The organism is Flavobacterium arundinis, from assembly GCF_038289855.1.
Taxonomy (GTDB): domain Bacteria; phylum Bacteroidota; class Bacteroidia; order Flavobacteriales; family Flavobacteriaceae; genus Flavobacterium; species Flavobacterium arundinis.
Window position 1 is genome coordinate 384,142 of sequence record NZ_JBBYHR010000002.1, and the last position, 22,018, is coordinate 406,159.

Annotated in this window: 19 protein-coding genes and 1 tRNA gene; 11 read left to right on the top strand and 9 right to left on the bottom strand. The window is 43.8% G+C overall.

Annotated features, from left to right (window positions below; genetic code table 11):
- The first annotated feature begins 32 nt into the window (after positions 1 to 32).
- The 3 genes from AAEO56_RS04830 to AAEO56_RS04835 are packed head-to-tail and all read left to right on the top strand — an operon-like array spanning position 33 to position 1,137.
- Positions 33 to 284, top strand: a complete 252-nt coding sequence (locus AAEO56_RS04830) for a hypothetical protein (RefSeq protein ID WP_341695895.1) — start codon at positions 33 to 35, stop codon at positions 282 to 284.
- Positions 284 to 559 (top strand): type II toxin-antitoxin system RelE/ParE family toxin, encoded by a 276-nt coding sequence (locus tag AAEO56_RS19280; RefSeq protein ID WP_407934953.1) that lies wholly within the window; start codon positions 284 to 286, stop codon positions 557 to 559. Before AAEO56_RS04830 ends, AAEO56_RS19280 begins: the two co-directional genes overlap by 1 nt.
- A gap of 32 nt (positions 560 to 591) precedes the next feature.
- The gene (locus AAEO56_RS04835) at positions 592 to 1,137 is read left to right on the top strand and encodes a 3'-5' exonuclease (protein ID WP_341695896.1); all 546 of its coding nucleotides are present in this window, start codon (positions 592 to 594) and stop codon (positions 1,135 to 1,137) included.
- A gap of 210 nt (positions 1,138 to 1,347) precedes the next feature.
- On the opposite strand, the gene AAEO56_RS04840 is transcribed toward AAEO56_RS04835, so the two are convergent.
- Positions 1,348 to 1,420, bottom strand: a tRNA-Gly gene (locus AAEO56_RS04840).
- 352 nt (positions 1,421 to 1,772) lie between these two features.
- Here AAEO56_RS04840 and AAEO56_RS04845 point away from each other — a divergent pair.
- Positions 1,773 to 3,344, top strand: coding sequence for a L,D-transpeptidase family protein (locus AAEO56_RS04845; RefSeq protein ID WP_341695897.1), 1,572 nt, complete (start codon positions 1,773 to 1,775; stop codon positions 3,342 to 3,344).
- On the opposite strand, the gene AAEO56_RS04850 is transcribed toward AAEO56_RS04845, so the two are convergent.
- Positions 3,333 to 4,040: a murein L,D-transpeptidase catalytic domain family protein gene (locus AAEO56_RS04850; protein ID WP_341695898.1), complete on the bottom strand. Its 708-nt coding sequence runs from the start codon at positions 4,038 to 4,040 to the stop codon at positions 3,333 to 3,335. The two genes, AAEO56_RS04845 and AAEO56_RS04850, sit on opposite strands and share 12 nt — an antisense overlap.
- A gap of 336 nt (positions 4,041 to 4,376) precedes the next feature.
- Here AAEO56_RS04850 and gpmI point away from each other — a divergent pair, with 336 nt between their 5' ends.
- Positions 4,377 to 5,897 carry a 2,3-bisphosphoglycerate-independent phosphoglycerate mutase gene (gene gpmI / locus AAEO56_RS04855; protein ID WP_341695899.1) on the top strand — a complete coding sequence of 507 codons (1,521 nt, stop codon included), beginning with the start codon at positions 4,377 to 4,379 and terminating at the stop codon, positions 5,895 to 5,897.
- Positions 5,898 to 6,109: 212 nt separating this feature from the next.
- Here gpmI and AAEO56_RS04860 read toward each other — a convergent pair whose 3' ends face one another.
- The 4 genes from AAEO56_RS04860 to AAEO56_RS04875 all read right to left on the bottom strand — a co-directional run bounded on the left by AAEO56_RS04860 (position 6,110) and on the right by AAEO56_RS04875 (position 11,157).
- Entirely contained in the window at positions 6,110 to 6,877 is a 768-nt protein-coding gene (locus AAEO56_RS04860) for a class I SAM-dependent methyltransferase (protein WP_341695900.1), read from the bottom strand.
- Positions 6,878 to 6,933: 56 nt separating this feature from the next.
- Entirely contained in the window at positions 6,934 to 7,332 is a 399-nt protein-coding gene (locus AAEO56_RS04865; RefSeq protein ID WP_341695901.1) for a GxxExxY protein, read from the bottom strand.
- Between the two features lie 59 nt (positions 7,333 to 7,391).
- A complete protein-coding gene (gene map / locus AAEO56_RS04870) occupies positions 7,392 to 8,210 on the bottom strand; it encodes a type I methionyl aminopeptidase (protein WP_341695902.1) in 819 nt (272 codons plus the stop codon).
- Positions 8,211 to 8,352: 142 nt separating this feature from the next.
- Positions 8,353 to 11,157 carry a M16 family metallopeptidase gene (locus AAEO56_RS04875; RefSeq protein WP_341695903.1) on the bottom strand — a complete coding sequence of 935 codons (2,805 nt, stop codon included), beginning with the start codon at positions 11,155 to 11,157 and terminating at the stop codon, positions 8,353 to 8,355.
- Positions 11,158 to 11,332: 175 nt separating this feature from the next.
- Here AAEO56_RS04875 and AAEO56_RS04880 point away from each other — a divergent pair, with 175 nt between their 5' ends.
- The 3 genes from AAEO56_RS04880 (at position 11,333) to pruA (ending at position 15,156) form a co-directional block, all read left to right on the top strand.
- A complete protein-coding gene (locus tag AAEO56_RS04880; RefSeq protein WP_341695904.1) occupies positions 11,333 to 12,598 on the top strand; it encodes a type IX secretion system plug protein in 1,266 nt (421 codons plus the stop codon).
- Positions 12,599 to 12,702: 104 nt separating this feature from the next.
- Positions 12,703 to 13,089, top strand: a complete 387-nt coding sequence (apaG, locus tag AAEO56_RS04885; protein WP_341695905.1) for a Co2+/Mg2+ efflux protein ApaG — start codon at positions 12,703 to 12,705, stop codon at positions 13,087 to 13,089.
- 441 nt (positions 13,090 to 13,530) lie between these two features.
- On the top strand, positions 13,531 to 15,156 hold the full coding sequence (gene pruA / locus AAEO56_RS04890; protein ID WP_341695906.1) for an L-glutamate gamma-semialdehyde dehydrogenase: 1,626 nt from the start codon (positions 13,531 to 13,533) through the stop codon (positions 15,154 to 15,156).
- Positions 15,157 to 15,314: 158 nt separating this feature from the next.
- Here the strand turns inward: pruA and AAEO56_RS04895 are convergent, their stop codons facing one another.
- Both AAEO56_RS04895 and AAEO56_RS04900 read right to left on the bottom strand, forming a co-directional pair.
- The gene (locus AAEO56_RS04895; RefSeq protein ID WP_341695907.1) at positions 15,315 to 17,015 is read right to left on the bottom strand and encodes a DUF6029 family protein; all 1,701 of its coding nucleotides are present in this window, start codon (positions 17,013 to 17,015) and stop codon (positions 15,315 to 15,317) included.
- 4 nt (positions 17,016 to 17,019) lie between these two features.
- Positions 17,020 to 17,496, bottom strand: a complete 477-nt coding sequence (locus AAEO56_RS04900) for a TlpA family protein disulfide reductase (protein ID WP_341695908.1) — start codon at positions 17,494 to 17,496, stop codon at positions 17,020 to 17,022.
- A 285-nt stretch (positions 17,497 to 17,781) separates the two neighbouring features.
- Here AAEO56_RS04900 and AAEO56_RS04905 point away from each other — a divergent pair, with 285 nt between their 5' ends.
- The 3 genes from AAEO56_RS04905 (at position 17,782) to AAEO56_RS04915 (ending at position 21,237) form a co-directional block, all read left to right on the top strand.
- A complete protein-coding gene (locus tag AAEO56_RS04905) occupies positions 17,782 to 19,299 on the top strand; it encodes a T9SS type A sorting domain-containing protein (RefSeq protein ID WP_341695909.1) in 1,518 nt (505 codons plus the stop codon).
- Between the two features lie 108 nt (positions 19,300 to 19,407).
- Positions 19,408 to 20,157: a T9SS type A sorting domain-containing protein gene (locus AAEO56_RS04910; protein WP_341695910.1), complete on the top strand. Its 750-nt coding sequence runs from the start codon at positions 19,408 to 19,410 to the stop codon at positions 20,155 to 20,157.
- A gap of 33 nt (positions 20,158 to 20,190) precedes the next feature.
- Positions 20,191 to 21,237: an Omp28-related outer membrane protein gene (locus AAEO56_RS04915; RefSeq protein ID WP_341695911.1), complete on the top strand. Its 1,047-nt coding sequence runs from the start codon at positions 20,191 to 20,193 to the stop codon at positions 21,235 to 21,237.
- 48 nt (positions 21,238 to 21,285) lie between these two features.
- Here the strand turns inward: AAEO56_RS04915 and rsmG are convergent, their stop codons facing one another.
- Complete coding sequence (gene rsmG, locus AAEO56_RS04920) at positions 21,286 to 21,915, bottom strand: 16S rRNA (guanine(527)-N(7))-methyltransferase RsmG (protein ID WP_341695912.1); 630 nt, start codon at positions 21,913 to 21,915, stop codon at positions 21,286 to 21,288.
- Positions 21,916 to 22,018: the final 103 nt, after the last annotated feature.

Here is a 22,018-nt window from a genome sequence, read left to right on the forward strand (position 1 = left end):
TTATACGTATATTAGCTGTAAAATTTACAGTTATGTTACAGCAAAAAAACAGGAAAGAAATAGCATTGGATGATCAAACCATTGCTTTACTTCAGGTTCAGGCAGAAATGGAAGGAAGAAAGCTAAAAAATTACATGGAACATGTATTGAGGGAAAAAGCAAATAGTTTTGAACTTTCTGACGAATACAAAGCCATGATGGATGATATGCTGGATCGTCATGAAAAAGGGCAGATAAATTATACCCCTTGGAAGGAAGTGAAATCCAAACTCTTCAAAAAATAGTGTTTTCAATTATTTTTTCAGACGAAGCCCAATCAGATATACAGGAATCTTCGGAATATTATATTGAAATATCCGAAAGTTTAAATGATCGCTTTCTTTTAGCAATTTTGGCTACAATAGAGCGCATTCAGGAAAATCCGAAGCTTCATCAAATTCGATATAGAAATATCCGAATTGCATTTGCACAGGTTTTCCCTTATGGTATTCATTTTTTTATTAAGGAAAAGACTATATATATCGTAAGGGTATTACACACGAAAAGATTTTTTAAATAGTTCTACATTGAAAGAACATAATCGTAGCCCAAATGGCAAAAAAATTAGATAAGATACTGGTGGTAGATGTTGAGGCTACCTGCTGGGATGGGCTCAATCCTTCCGGCATGGAGAATGACATTATAGAAATTGGCATCTGCCTGCTGGATGTGCATACCCGCGAGATCACGGATAACCGCGGGATCATTGTAAAGCCGGAGCGTTCGGATGTAAGTGCATTCTGTACGGAGCTCACTACTATAACACCCGAAATGGTAGCGGAACAGGGAATATCGTTTAAAGAAGCCTGCAACATCCTGAAAAAAGATTACCTGTCACAGAGCCGTGCCTGGGCAAGCTTTGGCGCATACGACCAAAAACAGTTTCAAAGGCAGTGTACCGCGCTGAATGTGGGTTATCCTTTCGGGCCATCGCATATTAATGTAAAGACGTTGTTTGCACTAAAGAACAAACTTGGGCATGAGCAGGGAATGGCGGGGGCGTTGGCACTACTGGATATTCCGTTGGAAGGCACGCACCATCGAGGTGTTGATGATGCAAAAAATATAGCGAAGATACTGGAAAGGATATTGGGTTAATTAATTGCCGCAATCTCGATCAATCTTCAGATGCAGTCATTGCGGGCGGAAGAATGGAGCGCGGCTATATTTCCTCCGAACGATAGCTCATTCACTGAAGTGGAAAGATTGCTTCGTCGTTCCTCCTCGCAATGACAGGACGGATAGAGAGAGCGATGTTATAATTTCATAAAAAAAAGCCCAAACATTGCTGTTTGGGCTTTTTTGCAGAGCGGAAGACGAGGCTCGAACTCGCGACAACCAGCTTGGAAGGCTGGAGCTCTACCAACTGAGCTACTTCCGCTTTTGTGGGTGCAAATATAAGGAATATCTTTTCTTAGATGCAAGCTTTTTTTTAAAAATTTTAGATCACCTCTGTATCTTATTTTTTATCCATCCCGCAGCTACGGGCTAAAACATTGCCAATGAGAAATATGCTCTCTGCAAAACGAATTTTCATTTGATACCTTCTAATATTCATTTGCGAAAAATTTTACTCACCATCTGCTTTACCTTTGAAAAGAAATCGGAAGGAAGGCAGGCTGACTGTTTCATTCTGAATTCGCCGTAACGTATTGTTTAACAAAAGTATTGCACTCATACCATTTTACTGCATCATTTTATTATTACCTTTAATAGTGAAAATACACACCGAAATGCCAAAAGCTGTTATCATACTATTGTCGATGCTTTTCCTCTTCCCGTCCTGTAAGAACGCGGTCGACGAAAATGAGACACCTGTAAACTCAGCTTATTTAAAAAACACCCCGCTTGCTGTTGATCCTGGCCTGTTCGAAAATTCTACTGCTTCCGTTAAAGATTTTTATACAGGTAATGGCGCTAAAACTGCCTGGATCAATACTACCGACCGCAAAGCACTACTGTCTGTTATTAAAGACGCGGCATCTGACGGACTTCAACCCAAAGACTACAGCCTGGATACGCTGGAAAAATTCGAAGCGCTTACGACTATCACCAAAGAGGAATGCGTGCAGTACGACATCCTGCTGACGGAATCGTTCACAAAGCTGGCAACGCATTTGTTTAAAGGGAAATTGATGCCCCGTTCCATGTATAAAGACTGGGCATTGGCACCAAAAAAACTGGATGCTAATAAACTACTTACGGAAGCTTTGCAAAACCATGACCCTGCTGAGGTTTTGGGTCGGTGCCGACCAAAACATCCGATATATGCAGGGCTGCGCAAAAGTCTCAAATATCTTAACGAATTACCTGATGATTCGGATATCGGGGAAATTGCATTTGAAAAGCCTTTAAAGCTCAATGATTCCGGTGCTGTCGTGGCCACAATAAAACAGCGGCTTACCTACTGGGGCGACCTTTCTGCTAAAGATGCGAAGGATGGCGAATATAATAAGGCAACTGCTAAGGCTATAAAGAAATTCCAGCAAAGGCATGGCATATATGCTACCGGAGTCGTTGACAGCCGTACTGCCGAAGCTTTGAATATAAAACGCGACGAAAGAAAAACCCAGATAGTTGCTAATTTGGAACGGTGGCGGTGGTTCCCGTATGATTTTGGCGAGCAGGCGATAATTGTAAATATCCCGGCCTACCAGCTTACCATAGTTGAAAATAATAAAGATACCTTAGACACTTATAAAGTCATCGTTGGCAAGCCTGACAGGAAATCGCCGATCTTGTATTCTTCCATCAACCAACTGGTGATCAACCCCACATGGACTATCCCTCCTACCTATCTTGTAAAAGACCTTACACCCGCCGCGATAAAAGATACAGCGCATTTTTCGCATCTTAATATTAAAATTTTCAGGGGAAAGAATGAGGTTCCGGTTGCCAAATGGGATTCCCTGAAACCGAATCATTATGTGTACATACAAAGCCCGGGAAACCATAATTCGCTTGGGAGAATAAAATTTAATTTCAGGAATGGGTATTCTGTGTACCTGCATGACACCAACCACCGGGAGTATTTCAAAAAAAACGACCGCGCATTAAGTTCGGGCTGTGTGCGGGTGGAAGATCCTTTCAGGCTGGCAGAATATGTGCTGCACGATGACAAGAATACAGACCGGAAAAAGCTGGATGAGATGGTGGCAACAGGCGAAACCCAATTCCTGGGCCTAAAAAAAACCACCCCTATCCACCAGCTGTACTGGACCGCGTGGATGGATAGGGGTGGATTGCAGTTTCGCAATGATATTTATAACCTGGACAAAGCCCTGTACGACAAACTACGAAAGTAATTTAGATGCCGAAATATAGCTTTGCGACGGGTGGTATATGAAAATACACGATTTACCCTGTATCAGATTGATGATCTCTTCATTCAATTCGTTAGGAAGGGCCGGGCATCCCTGACTCCTGCCAATCCGTTGGTGTTGCATTGCAAAGCTTTCGCTTACATAGTCTGCTGCATGCATTACTACTGCCCTGTTGCGTGCATTGTTATTGATGCCCTGCTCAAGGCCGTCTAACCTTAGTGACTCACCGTGCTTGCCCATGTAAATTTCGCCAGTAGCATAAAAACCAAGGCTGCTACAGTTTGAATTTGGGTCATTTGAGAATACCGAAGCGTACTCATCGCCGCTATTCCTGCCGTGCGCTACAAGCGTATTGTATAAAACAGTTTGTGTAGCCATGTCAATGATCCAAAGCCTTTTTGTGGCAGACGATTTGGTAAAATCAATAACCGTAAGAAGGTCTTTTTTTATTTTCCCCTCAAGCTTAAGACGGCTAAAACCGTTGAAGGCTTTCGAGAAGCATTCAAAGCCGGGCATTGAAAGGGAATGTGACTTGATGTTGTTGTACAACGATTCTGCTGCCGATGCTGAATTTACTTCTGTAGAAGCAAGCAATCCGGAGGAATTTTCGTGTTTTGGTGTTGTTGCTGTAATTGAAAAGAACAAAAAGAAAACGGACGTAAAAAAGTTGTAAACCATTGTAATTTTAGTAGTTGTGTTTTTAACAGGTCGCTAAAATAAGTTAAAGAGCTCAAAATAAAAAATAGCAACTGTGTTAAAATCAATTATTTAACATTTTCATTTGGCAGTTCGCCGCTGCGAATGTGCCTTCACTTTCATTGATAATCCTACATTATAACGGGTTCCGGCTGGTGATATTGCCTGACTATTAAATAATTTATAAATTTTTGCTAAAACAATATATAAACCTGAACCCATCTCTTGAAACATGGCTAAATATGTAGTAAATTTATACCCACGTTTACAGGATATTATAGTTCCAAAACCGTGCCAAACACATCTAATTCGTTGAAAATGAACAAAAAAGTAATTTTAATGATACTTGACGGCTGGGGAAAAGCGCCAGATCCAAAGGTATCGGCCATTGACAATGCCAATGTCCCCTTCATCAACAGCCTTTACAAAAATTATCCTAATGCCTCCCTCCGTACCGACGGCCTTAATGTGGGTCTTCCCGAAGGACAGATGGGCAACAGCGAGGTAGGCCACATGAACCTCGGCGCAGGCCGCATCGTGTACCAGGATCTTGTAAGGATCAACCTTGCTGTACAGAATAAAACACTTGCACAGGAGCAACCGCTTATCGATGCATTCAATTACGCAAAAAAAAACAATAAGAAAGTACACCTGTTGGGCCTTGTATCCAATGGCGGCGTGCATTCGCATATCGACCACCTGAAAGGGCTTGTTGATGCGACGCAGGAAGCCGGTGTTGAGAATGTATTCGTACACGCGTTTACTGATGGGCGGGATGTTGACCCGAAATCGGGCGTATTCTTTATTTCCGACCTTGAGAACCACCTTAAAAATACCAAAGCAAAACTAGCTTCTATCGTAGGGCGCTATTATGCAATGGACCGCGATAAGCGCTGGGAGCGTGTGAAACTGGCATATGACCTTTTGGTAAACGGCACGGGTGAACCTTCAACCAATGCAGTAGACAGCATCCACGAAAATTATAACGAGGGTATTACCGATGAGTTCATCAAGCCTATTGTTATGACCGATGATAAGGGCAATCCGTTAGCTAAAATTGAGCCGGATGATGTGGTTATCTTCTTTAACTTCCGTACCGACCGAGGCAGGCAGCTTACTGAGGTGCTTTCGCAATTCGATGTACACGAGCAGAACATGCACAAGCTGAAACTGTATTATGTGACGATGACTAACTATGATGATACCTTTAAGGACATCCATGTAGTTTATGATAAAGACAACCTTACCGAGACCCTTGGCGAAATAGTGTCGCGCAATGGCAAAAAACAGATACGCATAGCCGAGACCGAGAAGTACCCGCACGTTACCTTCTTCTTTTCAGGCGGGCGCGAAGAGCCTTTTGAAGGCGAGAAACGCCTTATGTGCCCTTCGCCAAAAGTCGCTACCTACGACCTGAAACCCGAAATGAGCGCTTTCGACCTGAAGGATGCATTGATCCCGGAGCTTAAAAAAGGTGAAGTGGATTTTGTATGCCTTAATTTTGCCAATGGCGACATGGTGGGCCATACCGGTGTGATGGAAGCCGCCATTAAAGCCTGCGAAGCAGTAGACGCCTGCGCGAAAGAGGTAATCGAAACCGCCCTTGAAAATGGCTATACAACTATAGTTATTGCTGACCATGGCAATTGTGAAACGATGATAAACCCTGATGGCAGCCCGAACACGGCACATACCACCAACCCTGTGCCTATCATTTTAGTTGATAAAGAACTGACGCACATAAAAGACGGTATATTGGGTGATATCGCGCCTACTATTCTTGACCTAATGGGACTGGAGCAGCCGGCAGTAATGACAAGGCATTCGTTGGTGTCTTAAGGAAGGGGCTGAGGAAATGAGGTTCTTAGTTGCTGATATCTTAGATAAAATGTAAAAGCCTGATGGATGACCTCAGGCTTTTTACTTTCATATAGTGTATATAGTATTGATTCCCTACGGGAAAAACGTACCGGCACGTGTGCGATGTATCTCTACCAAATTTCAATCGCTACGCGATATACTCTGAAAAATTTCCTGTTAGAGAATAAATTCTAATCTTTATAACAAACCGGGATAATCTCCCCTTTGGCAAGGCAATAGCGTTCCACATCTTCCGGGGATAGTTTTCTGGTATAGTCTTCTTCAACTACCCTGAAGCCGATGCTGCGCAGCTTATCAAAGTAATCCCGACCGTAAACCCTTACGTGGTCGTACTGCCCGAATATCCTTGCGCGCTCTTTAGCATCAGTTATCGAGTCATCTTCAAAAGTGGTTGCCCTGCTTAAATCCTGCGGAATCTGGAAGATTCCCATTCCGCCTGGTTTCATCACCCTGTAGAGTTCCTGCATCGCTTTGGTGTCATCAGGGATGTGTTCCAACACGTGGTTGCACAATATAAGGTCGTAGGCGTTATCCTCAAAAGGGAGGTTGCATATATCGGCCTTTACATCTGCAAGCGGAGAATAAAGGTCGGTTGTGATGTAGTCAAGGTTCTTTTGGTTCCTGAACAGCTTGAAAAATGCCTGCTCGGGTGCAAAATGCAACACTTTCTTTTGGGCCGTGAAAAAATCAGTTTCGTTCTTGAGGTAGAGCCATAGCAGGCGGTGCCTTTCCAGGGAGAGCGTACTTGGCGACAACACATTATTGCGTTGGTGTCCGTAGCCATACGGAAGGAAATTCTTAAAGCTTTTTCCGTCAATAGGGTCGGTATATGTATTCCCTTTTAGTGCGAATGCAAGTACCGGCCTGATCACGTAGCTTAGTCTTATCAGTAGCGGGCGGGGAATGGTGTTGAGTATGAATTTGAAAAGTTTCTTCATTATTTAGAAGCTATTCCACAAAGATGCGCAAAGAAGACACAAAGAACCACAAAGGCTTATTGGTCATACGAATCAATGTGGTTTTGGTTTATAAAACGTTTGATTCCTTCTTTAAGGGTTTTTGTATGAAAATTAATCAACAGGCCGAGAGGGTAATTACCTAATTTTAAATAGGTGAGAATTTGTGCGAAGTGAACTTCCGTAAAACATTCAACTGTTTTTAATTCAAGTACAAGCTTATTTTCAACAAGCAGATCCAACCTGTAGCCATGTTCCAGTTTAATATCTTTATATATTATTGGTAGCGCTTTTTGACTTTCAACGTATAATCCACTTTTCCTGATCTCATAGCTTAGGCATTCACAATAAGCAGATTCCAAAAGTCCCGGCCCCAGATTCTTATGCACTTCAATTGCCAAACCAATAATTTTATTAGATAATGGGTTTACATCCATATTAAAAATCTTTGCGAACCTTTGTGTCTTCTTTGTGAATCTTTGCGAAACAGTCTTAATTACAACACCAGCGGTACCTTCCTAAATTCATTCTCTTCATCACTCTCTATCCCCAATGCTTTATAAATATAAGCGAAAGTAGAAAGGAGTTCGGGTTTGCCGTCAACCAATGCTACATTATGCTCGAAGTGGGCGCTTGGCTTGCCATCGCGGGTCACTATTGTCCAGCCATCTTTCAATGTCCTTACGTTTTTAGTTCCCATATTTATCATTGGCTCCAAAGCTACTACCATGCCTTCGATGAAAAGCTTGCCGCGGCCGCGTTTGCCATAGTTCGGCATTTCGGGCTCTTCGTGCATTTTTTTGCCAAGGCCGTGGCCTACAAGTTCCCGCACCACGCCGTAGCCTTCTGCTTCGGTATATCGCTGTATGGCATTACCAACATCTTCAACACGGTTCCCGATCCTGAATTCGCGAATGCCTACATATAGGGATTCCTTGGTCACCCTTAATAGCTTCTTAGTATCTTCAGCTACTTCGCCTATCTCAAAAGTATAGGCATGGTCGCCATAAAATTCGTTCATTATAGCGCCACAATCTACCGATACGATATCGCCTTCCTGAATGGGCCTGTCGGTTGGGAGGCCGTGAACGACCTGTTCATTAACGCTGGTCAGCAACGTGGAAGGGCATCCGTAAAGGCCCTTAAATCCCGGGACAGCGCCATTATCGCGAATGAATTCTTCTGCCAGCTTATCAAGTTGCAGTGTAGTTACACCCGGTTTTATCTCTGTGGCTATCATGCCCAATGTTTTGGAAACTATAAGTGCGCTCTGGCGCATCAACTCAATTTCTTCCCTTGTCTTTTGAATAATCATTGTCAAAATTTTACGGGTACAAAAGTACGATTTTTATACAGATTATCCCCTCTTACGAAAATCAGGCCGGCTGGCTGTTAGTAAAACAAAAGAGCCCCGCCATTACAGCGGGGCCTTTCCAATCTAAATCCAAAAATTAATTTTATTTTTCAGGCATCAGCATCGCTACGATCTTGTCGCCGCTGAGGTATTTTTTGGCTACAGCCTGAATATCCTTTGCTGAGATCGCCGCCACATTTTCCTCATATTTAAGGACGTCTTCGGCATTTTCGCCATCGGTGTAGGCATCAGTAAGTATGTTTAGCCAGGTGCGGTTCTCCTTGATATTCTTCTTATAATCCATCAGCTCACCCTCTTTGTACTTATTCAGGTCTTTTTCTTCGGGGCCGTTGGCAATGATCTTTTGTACCTCTGCCAGCGCACCTGCCGCCAGCTTTTCGGCATTATCAGGCCCGCACGGAAAAGAAATGGTAAAACGAAACGAGCCATACGGCACTTTTTCCATAGCACCATTAGCGCTTACACTATAAACCCCGCTTTCTTTTTCACGAAGTTCCTCTGTCAGCTTTATAGTAAGGATTTCAGCCAGGGCTTCGAGCGCAAGTTTTTCTTTTGCACTATATACCGCTTCTCCCCTGTACCGTATCATTACTTTGCTCTTAGGCTCGGTACCTTTATAAACTATCTTTTTGTGCTCTCCTTTTAGAGAACGGATCCCTAAATCAATCATCTTTTCTTTTTTCCCGGTAGATGGCAACGATGCCAGGTATTTGGCAGAATACTCTTCGATTGCCTTATCATCTATGTTTCCTACGAAGAAGAACTCAAAATCACCCGCATTGGCAAAGCGCTCCTTATATTTTTTGTAGGCCAGCTCATAGTCGGTCTGTGCCCAGGTTTCTGCTGTAGGGAGCGGGTCGGTGTACCTTGGGTTGTTCTGCCCCGCGAATCGTGAAACTTCCTGCGTAAAATAACTCTCCGGGTTTGAACCCATATTAGCAAACATTGACATCTGCTTTTTCTTGTAGCCTTCAAATGCTTCTTTATCGAGGTTGAGGTCGGTGAAATAAGCATGCACCATCTGGAACAGGTATTCCATATCTTTCGGCGTAGTGCTCCCTGTCATGCCTTCGGTAGAATCATAAATATAAGGCCTCACACCTGCAATTTTACCTGCCATGAACTTCGTAATGTCATTTTGCTTCAGCCCGGAAAAACCGGCATCAGTGAGGCCCCTGTCGGCCCACTCGGTCTTTTTCATTTCATCAACAGTATACATGTTGGTACCGCCAAAGCTCACGGCCTCCATAAGTATCTCATTGTTCTTAAAGTCGGTTTTCTTGTAGGTTACTTTCACGCCGTTGCTTAGGGTAAGCGTAGTGGTGCCCAGCTTGGCATTCGATTCCTTTTTGGTAATAGTGCCCGGCTTCACTTCATTTCGCAGCAGACTGGTTGCTTTTGTACCCTCATCATACGGCTTAAGGTTTTCTCCTGAGGAGTTAAGAACGGCGAGCACCTCTTTTTCGGCAGGCATAACCACACCTTCTTTTTCCGGCCCGGTAATTACCACCACGCGGTTGTCCTCCTTCATATAGCCGTTGATAAGGCTGTTGATGTTGGCAAGCTTTACCGAAGGAAGCATCTTTTTCATTGCGTCAAATGTCCATTCAATTCCCGGCGCAGGGCTTTTGGTAAGGAAATTGCTTTGGTACTGGCCAACATAGGCTGCCGACATGGTTTTGTCCCGCTCATTATAGCCGCGTTCCAGGCGCGCCAGGATATCGGTCTTTGCTCGCTCCAGCTCGCTTTCGCTAAAGCCATATTTTTGCACGCGGCGGCTTTCGTCAAGAAGTACTTTAAGCGCTTCGAGCTGCTTGCCTTCCGCTGTCATGGCACGCGCCTGGTAGCCCTCTTTCGTCCTCGCACCGATGCCCGCGTGATAGCTCATCCCAAAAGTAAACGGCGGTGTGGGAGAATTGGCCAGTTCACGAAGGCGGTTGTTAAGCATCATTGAGAAAAGCCCCTTCTCGATATCTTTTTGGTAATCGCCAACCGTTACAATGGTCTTAGGCATCTCATAATCTTTGTAGATGATCTCAACATCCGATCCCGTAGCTTCCTTGTCTGTTTCTATGGCAACAAAAGTTTCCTTGTGGTTGGGAACTTCGAACATTTTTCTTGGCCTTTCGTTCTTAGGGTTGCTGTAGGATGAAAAATGCTCCTGTATCTTTTTCTCCATTGCGGCCACGTCGATGTCGCCCACCACAATAACGGCCATCAGGTCGGGGCGGTACCAGTCTTTATAGAACTTCGTGATCTTATCGTAGGTAAAATTCTCAAGTATCTCTTTTTGCCCGATCGGCAGGCGGTCTGCATAATGCGACTTGTACATCATTTTTGGCATAAAGCGCTTCATCATGCGGTTGTCGGCACCAAGGCCGATGCGGTATTCTTCGAGCACTACTCCCCTCTCCTTGTCAATTTCTTCAGGGGTAAGCACTGCATTGAAAGCCCAGTCTTCAATGATCTGGAAGCCTTTCTCCAGCTTTTCGGGATTATCGCTGGGGATAGGAAGGAAATAAACGGTTTCATCGAAACTGGTATAAGCATTAAGGTGCTGGCCAAATTTTACGCCGATGCTCTGGAGGTAATCTACGAGGGCATTTTTAGGGAAGCGCTTTGTGCCGTTAAAGCACATGTGCTCCATAAAGTGGGCAAGCCCCTGCTGGTCGTCATCCTCCAATATAGAACCGGCATTGATGACCAGCCTGAGGTCGACTTTGTTCTCCGGTTTGGAATTTTTCCTGATGTAGTAGGTAAGGCCGTTCTTAAGTTTACCGGTTTTCACGGCAGGGTCGAAAGGAATGGGCGCATCGCCTTTCAGGTCCTGTGCAAATCCCGAAAGGGGCACGGCTGCAAGGAACACCCATAATCTGAAGTTCTTCATGGTTTGTTGTGGTTTATAAATTGGTATGGTTAAAACTACAAAAAGCCCTATTTATTGCTTCGCTTTTTAACACAAAACCCGACAGGATGAGTTTTTTAGCCTATAAAATCAGCCTCATAACCGTGTTATACTATTTTTATTATATTTACGTTCACGAATAAAACAAATTTTCACAATGATAAATGCCCTTACGCGGCTCTTTACGGCAGCAGCAGCAATCCTTTCTATTACAGTATTTGGGCAGGTTCAGCAGGAAATAGCCCCTCCTTATAATATTAAGACCGTATCTTTTACGGAGAACACCCAAAATGTGTATCCCTACTTCAGGCTTGGCGAAACCATACAACTGGTTTTTGACGACCTTTTTGGTAACGAAGCGAACTATTATTATTCTATACAACATTGCAATTACGACTGGACCCCTTCTTCGCAGCTGACAGTAAACGACTACCTGACAGGCTTCGATTCGCAGCGTATCCAGGCCTATGAGAATTCCTTCAACACACTACAGATCTATTCCCGGTACACGCTTACGTTCCCGAATAGATTTACCAGTATAAAATTGAGCGGAAATTACATAATAAAAGTACTTAACGAAGACCGGGATGTGGTGTTTTCGCGGAAGGTGATTATTTATGAAGACCGTGTATCGGTACCTGTACAGGTAAAAAGAGCGCGCGGTATGGTGGAAAGGGACGGAAAGCACAATCTCGATTTCTCTATTAAAACGGATGCCTTTGTATTCCAGAGCCCGCTGCAAAATGTAAAAGTTGTCCTTACGCAAAATGGCCGTTTCGATAATGCCATTTATAATGTAAAACCCCAATATACCATTGGCAATGACCTTATTTATAAATATGATAAAGAGACCCAGTTTTGGGCAGGTAATGAATACCTCTATTTTGAGAACAAAGACATACGGAATGCCGTAAACAACGTACTGCGCATCACGGCCGGAGAAGTGTATAACACGATATTATATGTGAGCAGTGCCCGTGCGAGCAAACCCTATACGTATTTCCCGGATGTCAATGGCAATTTCGTGACCAAGAACATCAACCTTAGCGTGAGCAATCCTTTCCTGGAGTCCGATTATACATGGGTGTTCTTTTCGCTGAGTGCACCTGAATTTTTTGAGAAAAAAGACATATATGTAGGCGGCATGTTTAATAATTATGCCAGGACAGATGAGTATAAAATGGAATATAACGAGAAGACCTCGCTATATGAGAAAGCCATCATGATAAAGCAGGGATTTAATAATTTCATGTACATCGTGGCCGATAAAAACGGGAAAGTAGATAATGAAAACGCTATTGACGGCAATTTTTACCAGACTGAGGACGATTATAATATTTTTGTATACTACAGGCAGAACAATGAGCGTTATGACAGGGTTATTGGGCGCGGGACGGCAAATTCCACGAATATTATTAATTAGCCTCTAAAGAATTAAAAATTAGATAAGCTTAATTTAAACCATGATTTTAGCGACCCAGAGGATAATTTTTGTATTTTTACATAATAAGACGTAAATCCCCCCGGATGGTATCACAAGTAACACGAGGCATTAAAATATCAGTATCTACCAGTTTTGAAGGCACCTACTTCAAGAACTACAAGATACAATTTGCCTTTTCTTATGAGATAACCATAGAAAACCACGGCAAGGATTCTGTGCAACTTAACACCCGCCACTGGGAAATTTTCGACTCGCTTAACGATATGGAAATTGTAGACGGCGAAGGGGTTATCGGTAAAAAGCCTGTGCTGAAGCCTGGCGAGAAGCACACCTACAGTTCGGGCTGCCTGCTGGCATCGCCTTTCGGTGCTATGAGGGGTTATTTCAGCATGGTGAACTTTACTACTACACGAACTTTTAAGGTTATTGTGCCTACGTTTAGGCTGAGCGCGCCGTATGCGTTGAATTAGTATTCGATTACTTTTCCTGCAAAGTCATTGCAAGGAGGAACAACGAAGCAATCTCTCATTTCCTACAAATTAAACCTACAAGGTTTTGAAAACCTTGGAGGTTGGCACACATACTGTAAACAGTGCGTTTCGAGCCGCTAAGTTACCGTTATCATGAATCGCAACGTTCTTCCGCGTGAGGGGTAGAGGCGGCATCCTGCGGAGGAACGGAGCAGATAGAGCCGAAAACCCGACGGCTCCTCCCGATAGCTATCGGGAGGAGCCGGCACGCCCAAAAAAGACTTTGGGATTTTATACTTTTGGACACTTAGCGCGACCAGCAACCACTAACAGAATATTCACAAATTCGTATTGTTTGTTGCTGTATTTGCAATTACGGGATTGATAATTTCTCGTATATTTGCAATACCAAAAATTTAATCCTTTAAACTACATACGATTATGCCAAAAGGAATATACAACGTACCAAAGGCGATTAACGAGCCCGTTAAGTCTTACGCTCCCGGAACCAAGGAGAGGGAACAGGTACTTGCCACTTTCAAAGAAATGTACAATACCACTGTGGATGTGCCGCTATACATTGGCAGCGAGGAAATCCGCACCGGGAAAACAAAAACTATAAACCCGCCGTTTGACCATAAAAAAACAGTGGGCCAATACCATGAAGCCGAAAAAGAGCACGTAGAGCAGGCTATTGCAGCCGCACTTTCTGCAAAGAAAAAATGGGCTTCGATGGCATGGGAACACAGGGCATCTATATTCCTGAAAGCTGCCGAGCTGCTTGCCGGGCCTTACCGTGCCAAAATAAATGCCGCTACGATGATCGCCCAGGCGAAGACCGTACACCAGGCTGAGATCGATGCTGCATGCGAATTTATCGACTTCCTTCGTTTCAACGTGGAATTTATGGCGCAGATCTATGCGGAACAGCCGGTATCTTCTGAAGGGATATGGAACAGGATGGAGCACCGCCCACTGGAAGGGTTTGTTTACGCAGTTACCCCTTTTAACTTTACGGCTATTGCCGGCAACCTGCCTGCCGCACCTGCCCTTATGGGTAATGTGGTGGTATGGAAACCGAGCGCCGCACAGGTGTACAGCGCTAATGTGATCATGGAAGTATTCAAGCTTGCAGGATTACCTGCCGGTGTTATCAATATGGTACACGGCAGCGCGGGAATGATAAGTGATACACTGATCTCCAGCCCTGATTTCGCAGGGGTGCACTTTACAGGTTCGACTGGCGTATTTAACGACATCTGGACAAGCATAGGAAAGAATATCAGCAACTATAAAACGTACCCAAGGATCGTAGGCGAAACCGGCGGTAAGGATTTTGTGATGGTTCACCCGTCATCGATCCCTGCACAGGTAGCCACTGCCCTATCAAGGGGCGCTTTTGAATATCAGGGACAGAAATGTTCGGCTGCATCAAGGGCTTATATCCCGCAGTCGCTTTGGCCGGCAGTAAAAGAGCATCTGCTTAAGGATATGGCTTCCTTTAAAATGGGATCGCCGGAAGATCCTTCCAACTTTGTTTCGGCTGTGATACACGAAGCATCTTTTGACAAACTTGCCGGATATATCGACGCTGCAAAAAAAGATGCTGATGCCGAAATTATTGCAGGTGGAAATTACGACAAGTCGAAAGGATGGTTCATCGAGCCAACAGTTATCCTAACCACCAACAGCAAATACAACACACTGTGTACCGAATTGTTCGGGCCGGTACTGACAATATATGTTTATGAGGACAGCCAGTGGGCAGAAACGCTAAAGCTGGTTGACGAGACATCGCCTTACGCGCTTACGGGGGCTATTTTCAGCCAGGACCGCTATGCTATTGAGGAGGCTACCAAAGTGCTTGAGAACAGCGCGGGTAACTTCTACATCAACGATAAGCCTACAGGTGCCGTGGTGGGTCAGCAGCCTTTTGGGGGTGCAAGGGCATCAGGTACTAATGATAAAGCCGGATCGATACTGAACCTGCTTCGCTGGGTATCGCCAAGGACGATCAAGGAAACGTTTGTACCGCCTAGTGATTACAGGTATCCGTTTTTGGGATAATACAAATTATATACAACAAAAAAGTTCCCGCTAAAAACGGGAACTTTTTTGTTTCCGGACCTGAAGGTTTTTGAAACCTGTCAGGTCCGAAATGTGTAAATTTGAAAGATTGCTTCGTCGTTCCTCCTCGCAATGACGGTTAGCGACGGGGTTAGCGTTTAAAACGCGGTACTGATCTGCATTGACACTCCGGTGCTTTCCGGTACAAAACGGCATACACCGCCTACGCATACGAGTCCGCCACGCTGCCTTCCGTAATTGAGGGCAATACGGGTAGCTCCAATCCTGTAAGCGCCGCCTACGTTGTAGTAATGGATACGCTTTTTCGCATCGTCGTTGCCGTAATTCATAATGTCCCAAACATAGAATGAATATTTATCATTCAGGTTAAGCTCTACAGTACCGCCTGCCCAGTTCTTAAAATCGGCATCGGCCCACATGTGCTCCGCTTCAACGCGTATGGATTTGGAAGGTGAGAAATTATAAGTTGCCTCGCCGGTAACGATATTGGTTTTTACCAATTCGCCACCCTGCAGCCACTCTTTGTTATAATACTGATTGACATATTCAAAGGCGGTATGCCAGGTTTCGGACAGCTGCTTTTTTATTTCGACATTGTAATCGGAGAAGTACTTCGTGCCTACCCCAAAGAATTTTGTATCGTACTGCGCCGGGTTGAACCTGTACTGGCCCGGAAGGTTGTACCAGCTCGAAACATTAATAGCTACCTTAGTACCGTATTTTCCTCCGAACATCGATTCCTTTGCAAAATCATAAAATACATCCAATTGCCCGCCGGTCTCACCTGCCATCATGATGGTAGGGTCTACAAAACTTACCCTGCCCTGCGCCTGGAATACATAGATGTTTGCCAGGTTGGAATGGTGCTGCTTGGTTAAAGCCGGTGTAAAGCTGAGTATCTTGTCATTAAAGTTAAGGCTTGTAGAAATACCGTCGCCTACACTGGTTGGGGTCCTTTCGGAAAGGAAGCCCATGTTTTCCATACGACGCAACGTAGCATCGATGCCTAGTCCTTCTTTAGAATAACCAAAATTAAGAAGCAATGCATTACCCGGTTTTATAAAGTCGTAATTCAGGGTATTCAATGCATTCAGCAGTACGTCTTTTTGTTTGTAATTGAATTCACCCGAAGCATAAAAAGCGTTGTGGATAAAGTTTACCCTTCCGGCAAAAGCATTGGTAAGTTCATCAACAGGCGGGTCTGGCAGGTCAATTTTTTCATAACGGCCTACGTAGCTTGCCCCTACAGAAAGGTCTGACGATTCAAACTTAAAAAGCTTGCTCAGGTTAAAATCAGAATCAAAGCCATATACATCGCCATGCGCCACATCAAAACCAGAACGCTGGCGACCGTACAAAGCCGTCAGCCTTACGTTATCAGACGGGCGGTACAGTATCCGTCCGCCGCGAAGGGCCGTGTTGATACCCAGCGCCCTGTCTTCCCAGGCGCGCAGCAAAAGTCCACTACCGAACTGCTCATAAAAATAGCCTGCAGTGGCTTCAAATTTGCTTGTTTTATAACTGGCATAATAGGTTCCGAGGTCGGTACCCTTAAAACCGGGATTGTAATTGAGGAGCGCGTTTGGCTCATAAGATTCTACCTGTACACCCGCACTAAAACTGCCAATCTGGTAATTGACCAAAAGGTAGTTGTTTGAGCGTATCGGGTCTTCCGGATGGGATAATCCTCTTTCCTTATCGTTGAGGTACCATTGGGAATTCGACTCGAATCCGCCGAACACTTTGCCGTAATCCTTTTTTTGTATGGAATCGTTTTCCTGTGCTGAAAGGCTCCCTACCACCGATAGCGGCAGCAGTAATAAAAGTAATTTCTTCATCAATCTATAGCGTCTTCAGTTTAGCGTATAGTTCTTTTTCAGCACCCTGGCTGTAGCCGTTGTGTACATAAACCACTTTCTTGTTTTTAACAACAATGGTATAGGGTACATTGGCAATCGCCAAAGCCCTCTTTAGGTCCTGGTTAGTATCTAACAGAATAGTGTATGGCCATTTTTTACCGTTAAGCAACGGCTTTACACGTTTTTGCGTACGGGTATCATCTATTGATACAGCTATAACTTCCATATTCAGCTCTTTAGACCATTCTGCATAATGCTGGTTGATGGCATCCAGCTCGTTAAGGCAGGGAACGCACCATGTAGCCCAAAATGTAAAGACATAAATCTTGTCTTTCTGCGCAAAGTCGTTTTTTACGTTATAGCTTTTGTTATTTTCTGATTTGAGGTTCACATTCGGCATTTCTTTCTGTGCATAAACAGAAGCCGTAAGGAATAAGAAAAGCACCAGGATTTTTTTCATAGTTGTTTAGTTAAAATAGATATAAATAGTTGCGTGGCAATATTAAAAAAATTTTATCTGCAAACGGGCCTTTTTTCCGAAAATTATAACCCTATAGAGATGGTAGAAATATAAAAATCACAACGTTAGGGGTGAAAACATGGTTTTTATAACATTTTCCGCACCGCTTTATTAAGATTTAATGTTTTTTTAAACATTTTGTCGCATTTTTTTCGGTGTAACAATTTTTTTACATAATTTTCGCCTCAATTATCAGCAGATAACTAAACTATTAAACTTGAATATATGAAAAAAAATTTACTTTTAGGATTGCTTTTAGCCGCAGGGCTAACTGCGTCGGCACAGGTTTCGGGAGACGGAAATCCGTTGACTGATGGCTCTATCGCACCTGACTTTACTGCTACCGATATTAATGGTGCTGAATATTCACTTTATGCAGATTATCTTAACCAGGGGAAAAGCGTTGTAGTAGACTTTTCTGCTACATGGTGCGCGCCTTGCTGGAACTACCACCAAACCCATGCGCTGGCAGATCTTTACGAAGCGTATGGACCGGATGGATCTAATGAGCTTATGGTGTTTTTTATCGAGGGGGATATCGCCAATACGACTACCGCTAACATTTATGGCGAACAGGGACCTATCGCCCCCAGCCAGGGCAACTGGACGCTTGGAAGCCCATACCCTATTATTGAGGACACTGAAGCACTTAACCTTGGCGCTGCAAATAAATATGATGTAGATTATTTCCCGACCATGTATGTTATATGCCAGGAAACTAAAACAACAACATCTGCAGACCAGATGACTGCTGCACAGCTTAAAAGCGTTATCAACGATGGCTGCCAGACACTTGTGGGGACACAAAACTTTGGTCACATTGAGCAATCGTCGGCTAAATTGAGGCTTTGTACTCCCGGCGATGCTATCCAGGTACAGGGCAAGCTTAAAAACTTTGGTGAAAATGCCATTACTAATGCAACAATTGTCCTTAAAGACAATAGTGGTGCCACAGTAGCAACACAAACGTATAACGGGAACCTTAACCAGTTCGCGACCGCAGCATCTATCAATTTCAATAATGTCGTTTTAAATGCAGGATCAACGTATACAATGGAAGTTACATCTATAAATGGCAGTGCACCTGCTCACCCGGAGCAGGCTGTAACACCTGTAGCTTTCTCTGTAGCCGGCGTAGCTCCTATCAATATTGTCGAAGTAAAGGTTCATACTGATACTTATCCTAGTGAAATTACATGGCAAATAAAAAACAGCGGCGGTACTATTGTTGCTTCAGGCGGACCTTACCAGGCAGGCCCAGGCCAGTACGGCGCGGGCGGCCCGGATGCTAACACTACTAAAATACACAACGTTACATTGGCAGGCGACAGCCCTGAGTGTTTTACAGTAACTATAAAAGATGGCGCTGGTGACGGATGGGGAGCCGGAGGAATAGAGATCATTTCTAACGGTGTAACTGCTTACGAAAATCTTAATGTTGGTAATTTCGGGTCAACGCTTACAACTACCAAAGCTTTCAGGGCTATGGGAACTCTTGGCACTGAAACGATAACTGCTGAAACATTTGCAATGTACCCTAACCCTACAACGGGCATCCTTAACTTTACAACGCAGGAAACTGTAGAAGTAACAGTTCTTGACCTTACAGGTAAAGTAGTATATACTGCTAAAGGTATTGAGAACGGTGGTTCTATAAACCTTGGATCGCTGCAGAGCGGACTGTATGTTGCCAAAATAAAAGGGATGACATCTGAAAGGATCGAGAAAATTGTTGTAGAGTAATTCTATAACTGTTGAAAATATCTATACTGCTATCGGGAATAAGAAATTAGGCCCGATAGCTTTTTACTTAAAAAAACAATTGCAACTATTTTAAATTAAACAATGATCATGAAGAAAATTATTTTAATGGCCGGGATATTATTATGCGGGATTGCACAGGCACAAATAACGGTAACTGGCAGAAATGAACAGGTTATACAAAATGGCTATGAGTATGTTACTAATACCCTGACGCCGCAAATCTATACCGAATTACCTTTGCACGTAACAAACACATCGGACGCTACATTGAACCTGAAATTAAAGGTTTTGTCTATGCAGAACACAACCGGCTCCGGAGATAACATCCAATTTTGCTTTGGCGGATTTTGCTACTTTAGTTTCACTACAGGAGGCACAGTACCAAATAGCCCTGTAAGCGGGCTGGAGCTTGCCCCCGGCGATTCGAACGGTGACCAGGATCATTTCTATCTTGGTAATGCCGGGACAAATCCCGGTGAAGATGTGGTGGTAAACCTTGCTTTTGTACAGGTTGATAATACCGGTGCACAGATAGGTGAACCGCTGGTAACTTTTACCTACAGGTACTCCCCAACAGCAGGCACTACGGATTTTGCTGCTTTGCAAAACATGGGTATCTCTATTAAAAATACCGTAGTAACCAACCAACTGGAATTTTCTGCAACCCAAAATGTAAAACTGGAGCTTATCAATATGGCAGGACAGGTTGTAAAAACAGAGAACATTAAAGAAGGCTCGCAATCTGCCGACCTTTCCGGCCTTAGCGCTGCGGTTTATTTTGCAAGGTTTACCAATGAGGACAACAAGTCGTCGCAGATAAGGATCGTAAAAAATTAAATAATACGCTGCTTAGGCTACAATGAAATGACAATGAAAAAGAATTTTATACTGCTTTTATTCGCCACCCTTTTCTTTTCTGGATGTTCGACCGATTATGAGGTATTAAAGTCTGTGGAAGGTGTTGTGCTAACCGCTGACAGTTCTGCTAAAATAGTAGGTGAAACCATCACTTTAACTGTAAAGGACAACAACAACTCTGATGTGACCGGTGAGGCGGCTATTTTTGTAAATGGCACAGCAATTGAAGGGAACACGCTCACATCATCCGAGGTGGGTGATTTTAAGATCAGGGCAGTAATCGGGACAGTTTCGGACACGCTTACCGTACGTTTCTATGACGGCTCCGAGACCAATTTTGTAAAGCGTGTGCTTATTGAGGACTATACCGGTACCTGGTGTGGCTATTGCCCAAGGGTTGCCTACGGAATTGAGCTTGCCAAACAGCATAGCGACCATGTAGTAGCGGTATCCATACACAGGCCAAGCTCTAATGTTTCGAGCTCTGTATATGACCCGTACAACTACGACACTTCTGAACTTGAGAATACGCTTGGCGCCGAAGGTTATCCTAAAGGGTTCCTGAACCGGAAAACGCAGTGGAATTTCCCTGAACCGGAAAATATTGCACAGGTGATCGGGCTTACACAAGGCGTTAACCCAAAAATGGGACTCGCATTGGAAACTTCTGTTACTGGAAACACCATGAATGTGAATGTGAATGTAAAATTCAGCAGCAATTTCAGCAACCTTAAACTTGTAGTTTATGTGTTGGAAAATGGCCTGATCTATGACCAGCATAATTACACAACCTATTATGACGGTTTTGACCTGCTGGAAGATTTCCACCACAACCATGTGCTCAGGGCTGTGCTTACCCCTCTTTTGGGTGAAGCCATCAACAGCAGCGAAACGGTGGTGAACCATGTGTACACCAGGTCGTTCAGCGTTCCGGTGCCGGCTAATGTGGCGAGTGCAGCCAACATAGAGTTCGTGGCTTTTGTTATAGATGCTGACGGGAATGCCATCAACGTAAGGGAAGCATTACCTAATGTAAGCCAGGATTTTGAGGAGCTATAAATTTAATTTACCTTATACAAAAATGCCTCCGAACAATGGAGGCATTTTTTATGCTTTAAACTTTAGTGGCAGGTGTACCACTTTTTTTGTCTCAAAAAATTCGTCACTAAAATAATCTGAAAGGTTATACTCGGTGGCTTTAGGGAAATCCTGAAGCTCTTCGGTGAGGTCGCCGCCTTTGAGATAGAGGATTCCGTTCTTTAGTTCGTGCTGCTGCTTTTTCTTTATCTTGTCTTTTACCCATGTTACAAAGTCGGGCATATTGGTTACAGCACGGCTCACTACAAAATCGAAATCGCTTTTTACAAGTTCGGCCCGCTTCTGTTCAGCCTTTACATTTTCCAGGCCAAGCGCGCCGGCAACTTCCTGCACTACCTTTATTTTTTTGGCAATGACATCGATAAGGTAAAAATTGGTCTCGGGAAATAAGATAGCAAGCGGTATGCCGGGAAATCCGCCGCCGGTACCTACATCGAGCACTTCGGCTCCAGGCTTAAACTCCATAACCTTAGCAATACCAAGAGAATGCAGCACATGTTTTGTATAAAGAGAATCGATATCTTTCCTTGAAATGACATTGATCTTTGCGTTCCAGTCTTCGTACAACGCTCCCAATTTTTCAAATTGCTGTACCTGAACTTCGCTAAGATCTGGGAATTGCCTGATTATCTCCTCCATTATTTTGCTTTTCGCAAAAGTAATCAATTGATATGATATTTATCACTTAGTTTGGTTTCAGTATTGATAATGACTACCTTTGGAACCTAAGACATAAAAAAAT

Coding starts and splice junctions, on each gene's coding strand:
- AAEO56_RS04830 (WP_341695895.1), top strand. CDS start 33: ATGTTACAGCAAAAAAACAGGAAAGAAATAGCATTGGATGATCAAACC.
- AAEO56_RS04835 (WP_341695896.1), top strand. CDS start 592: ATGGCAAAAAAATTAGATAAGATACTGGTGGTAGATGTTGAGGCTACC.
- AAEO56_RS04845 (WP_341695897.1), top strand. CDS start 1,773: ATGCCAAAAGCTGTTATCATACTATTGTCGATGCTTTTCCTCTTCCCG.
- AAEO56_RS04850 (WP_341695898.1), bottom strand. CDS start 4,040: ATGGTTTACAACTTTTTTACGTCCGTTTTCTTTTTGTTCTTTTCAATT.
- gpmI (WP_341695899.1), top strand. CDS start 4,377: ATGAACAAAAAAGTAATTTTAATGATACTTGACGGCTGGGGAAAAGCG.
- AAEO56_RS04860 (WP_341695900.1), bottom strand. CDS start 6,877: ATGAAGAAACTTTTCAAATTCATACTCAACACCATTCCCCGCCCGCTA.
- AAEO56_RS04865 (WP_341695901.1), bottom strand. CDS start 7,332: ATGGATGTAAACCCATTATCTAATAAAATTATTGGTTTGGCAATTGAA.
- map (WP_341695902.1), bottom strand. CDS start 8,210: ATGATTATTCAAAAGACAAGGGAAGAAATTGAGTTGATGCGCCAGAGC.
- AAEO56_RS04875 (WP_341695903.1), bottom strand. CDS start 11,157: ATGAAGAACTTCAGATTATGGGTGTTCCTTGCAGCCGTGCCCCTTTCG.
- AAEO56_RS04880 (WP_341695904.1), top strand. CDS start 11,333: ATGATAAATGCCCTTACGCGGCTCTTTACGGCAGCAGCAGCAATCCTT.
- apaG (WP_341695905.1), top strand. CDS start 12,703: ATGGTATCACAAGTAACACGAGGCATTAAAATATCAGTATCTACCAGT.
- pruA (WP_341695906.1), top strand. CDS start 13,531: ATGCCAAAAGGAATATACAACGTACCAAAGGCGATTAACGAGCCCGTT.
- AAEO56_RS04895 (WP_341695907.1), bottom strand. CDS start 17,015: ATGAAGAAATTACTTTTATTACTGCTGCCGCTATCGGTGGTAGGGAGC.
- AAEO56_RS04900 (WP_341695908.1), bottom strand. CDS start 17,496: ATGAAAAAAATCCTGGTGCTTTTCTTATTCCTTACGGCTTCTGTTTAT.
- AAEO56_RS04905 (WP_341695909.1), top strand. CDS start 17,782: ATGAAAAAAAATTTACTTTTAGGATTGCTTTTAGCCGCAGGGCTAACT.
- AAEO56_RS04910 (WP_341695910.1), top strand. CDS start 19,408: ATGAAGAAAATTATTTTAATGGCCGGGATATTATTATGCGGGATTGCA.
- AAEO56_RS04915 (WP_341695911.1), top strand. CDS start 20,191: ATGAAAAAGAATTTTATACTGCTTTTATTCGCCACCCTTTTCTTTTCT.
- rsmG (WP_341695912.1), bottom strand. CDS start 21,915: ATGGAGGAGATAATCAGGCAATTCCCAGATCTTAGCGAAGTTCAGGTA.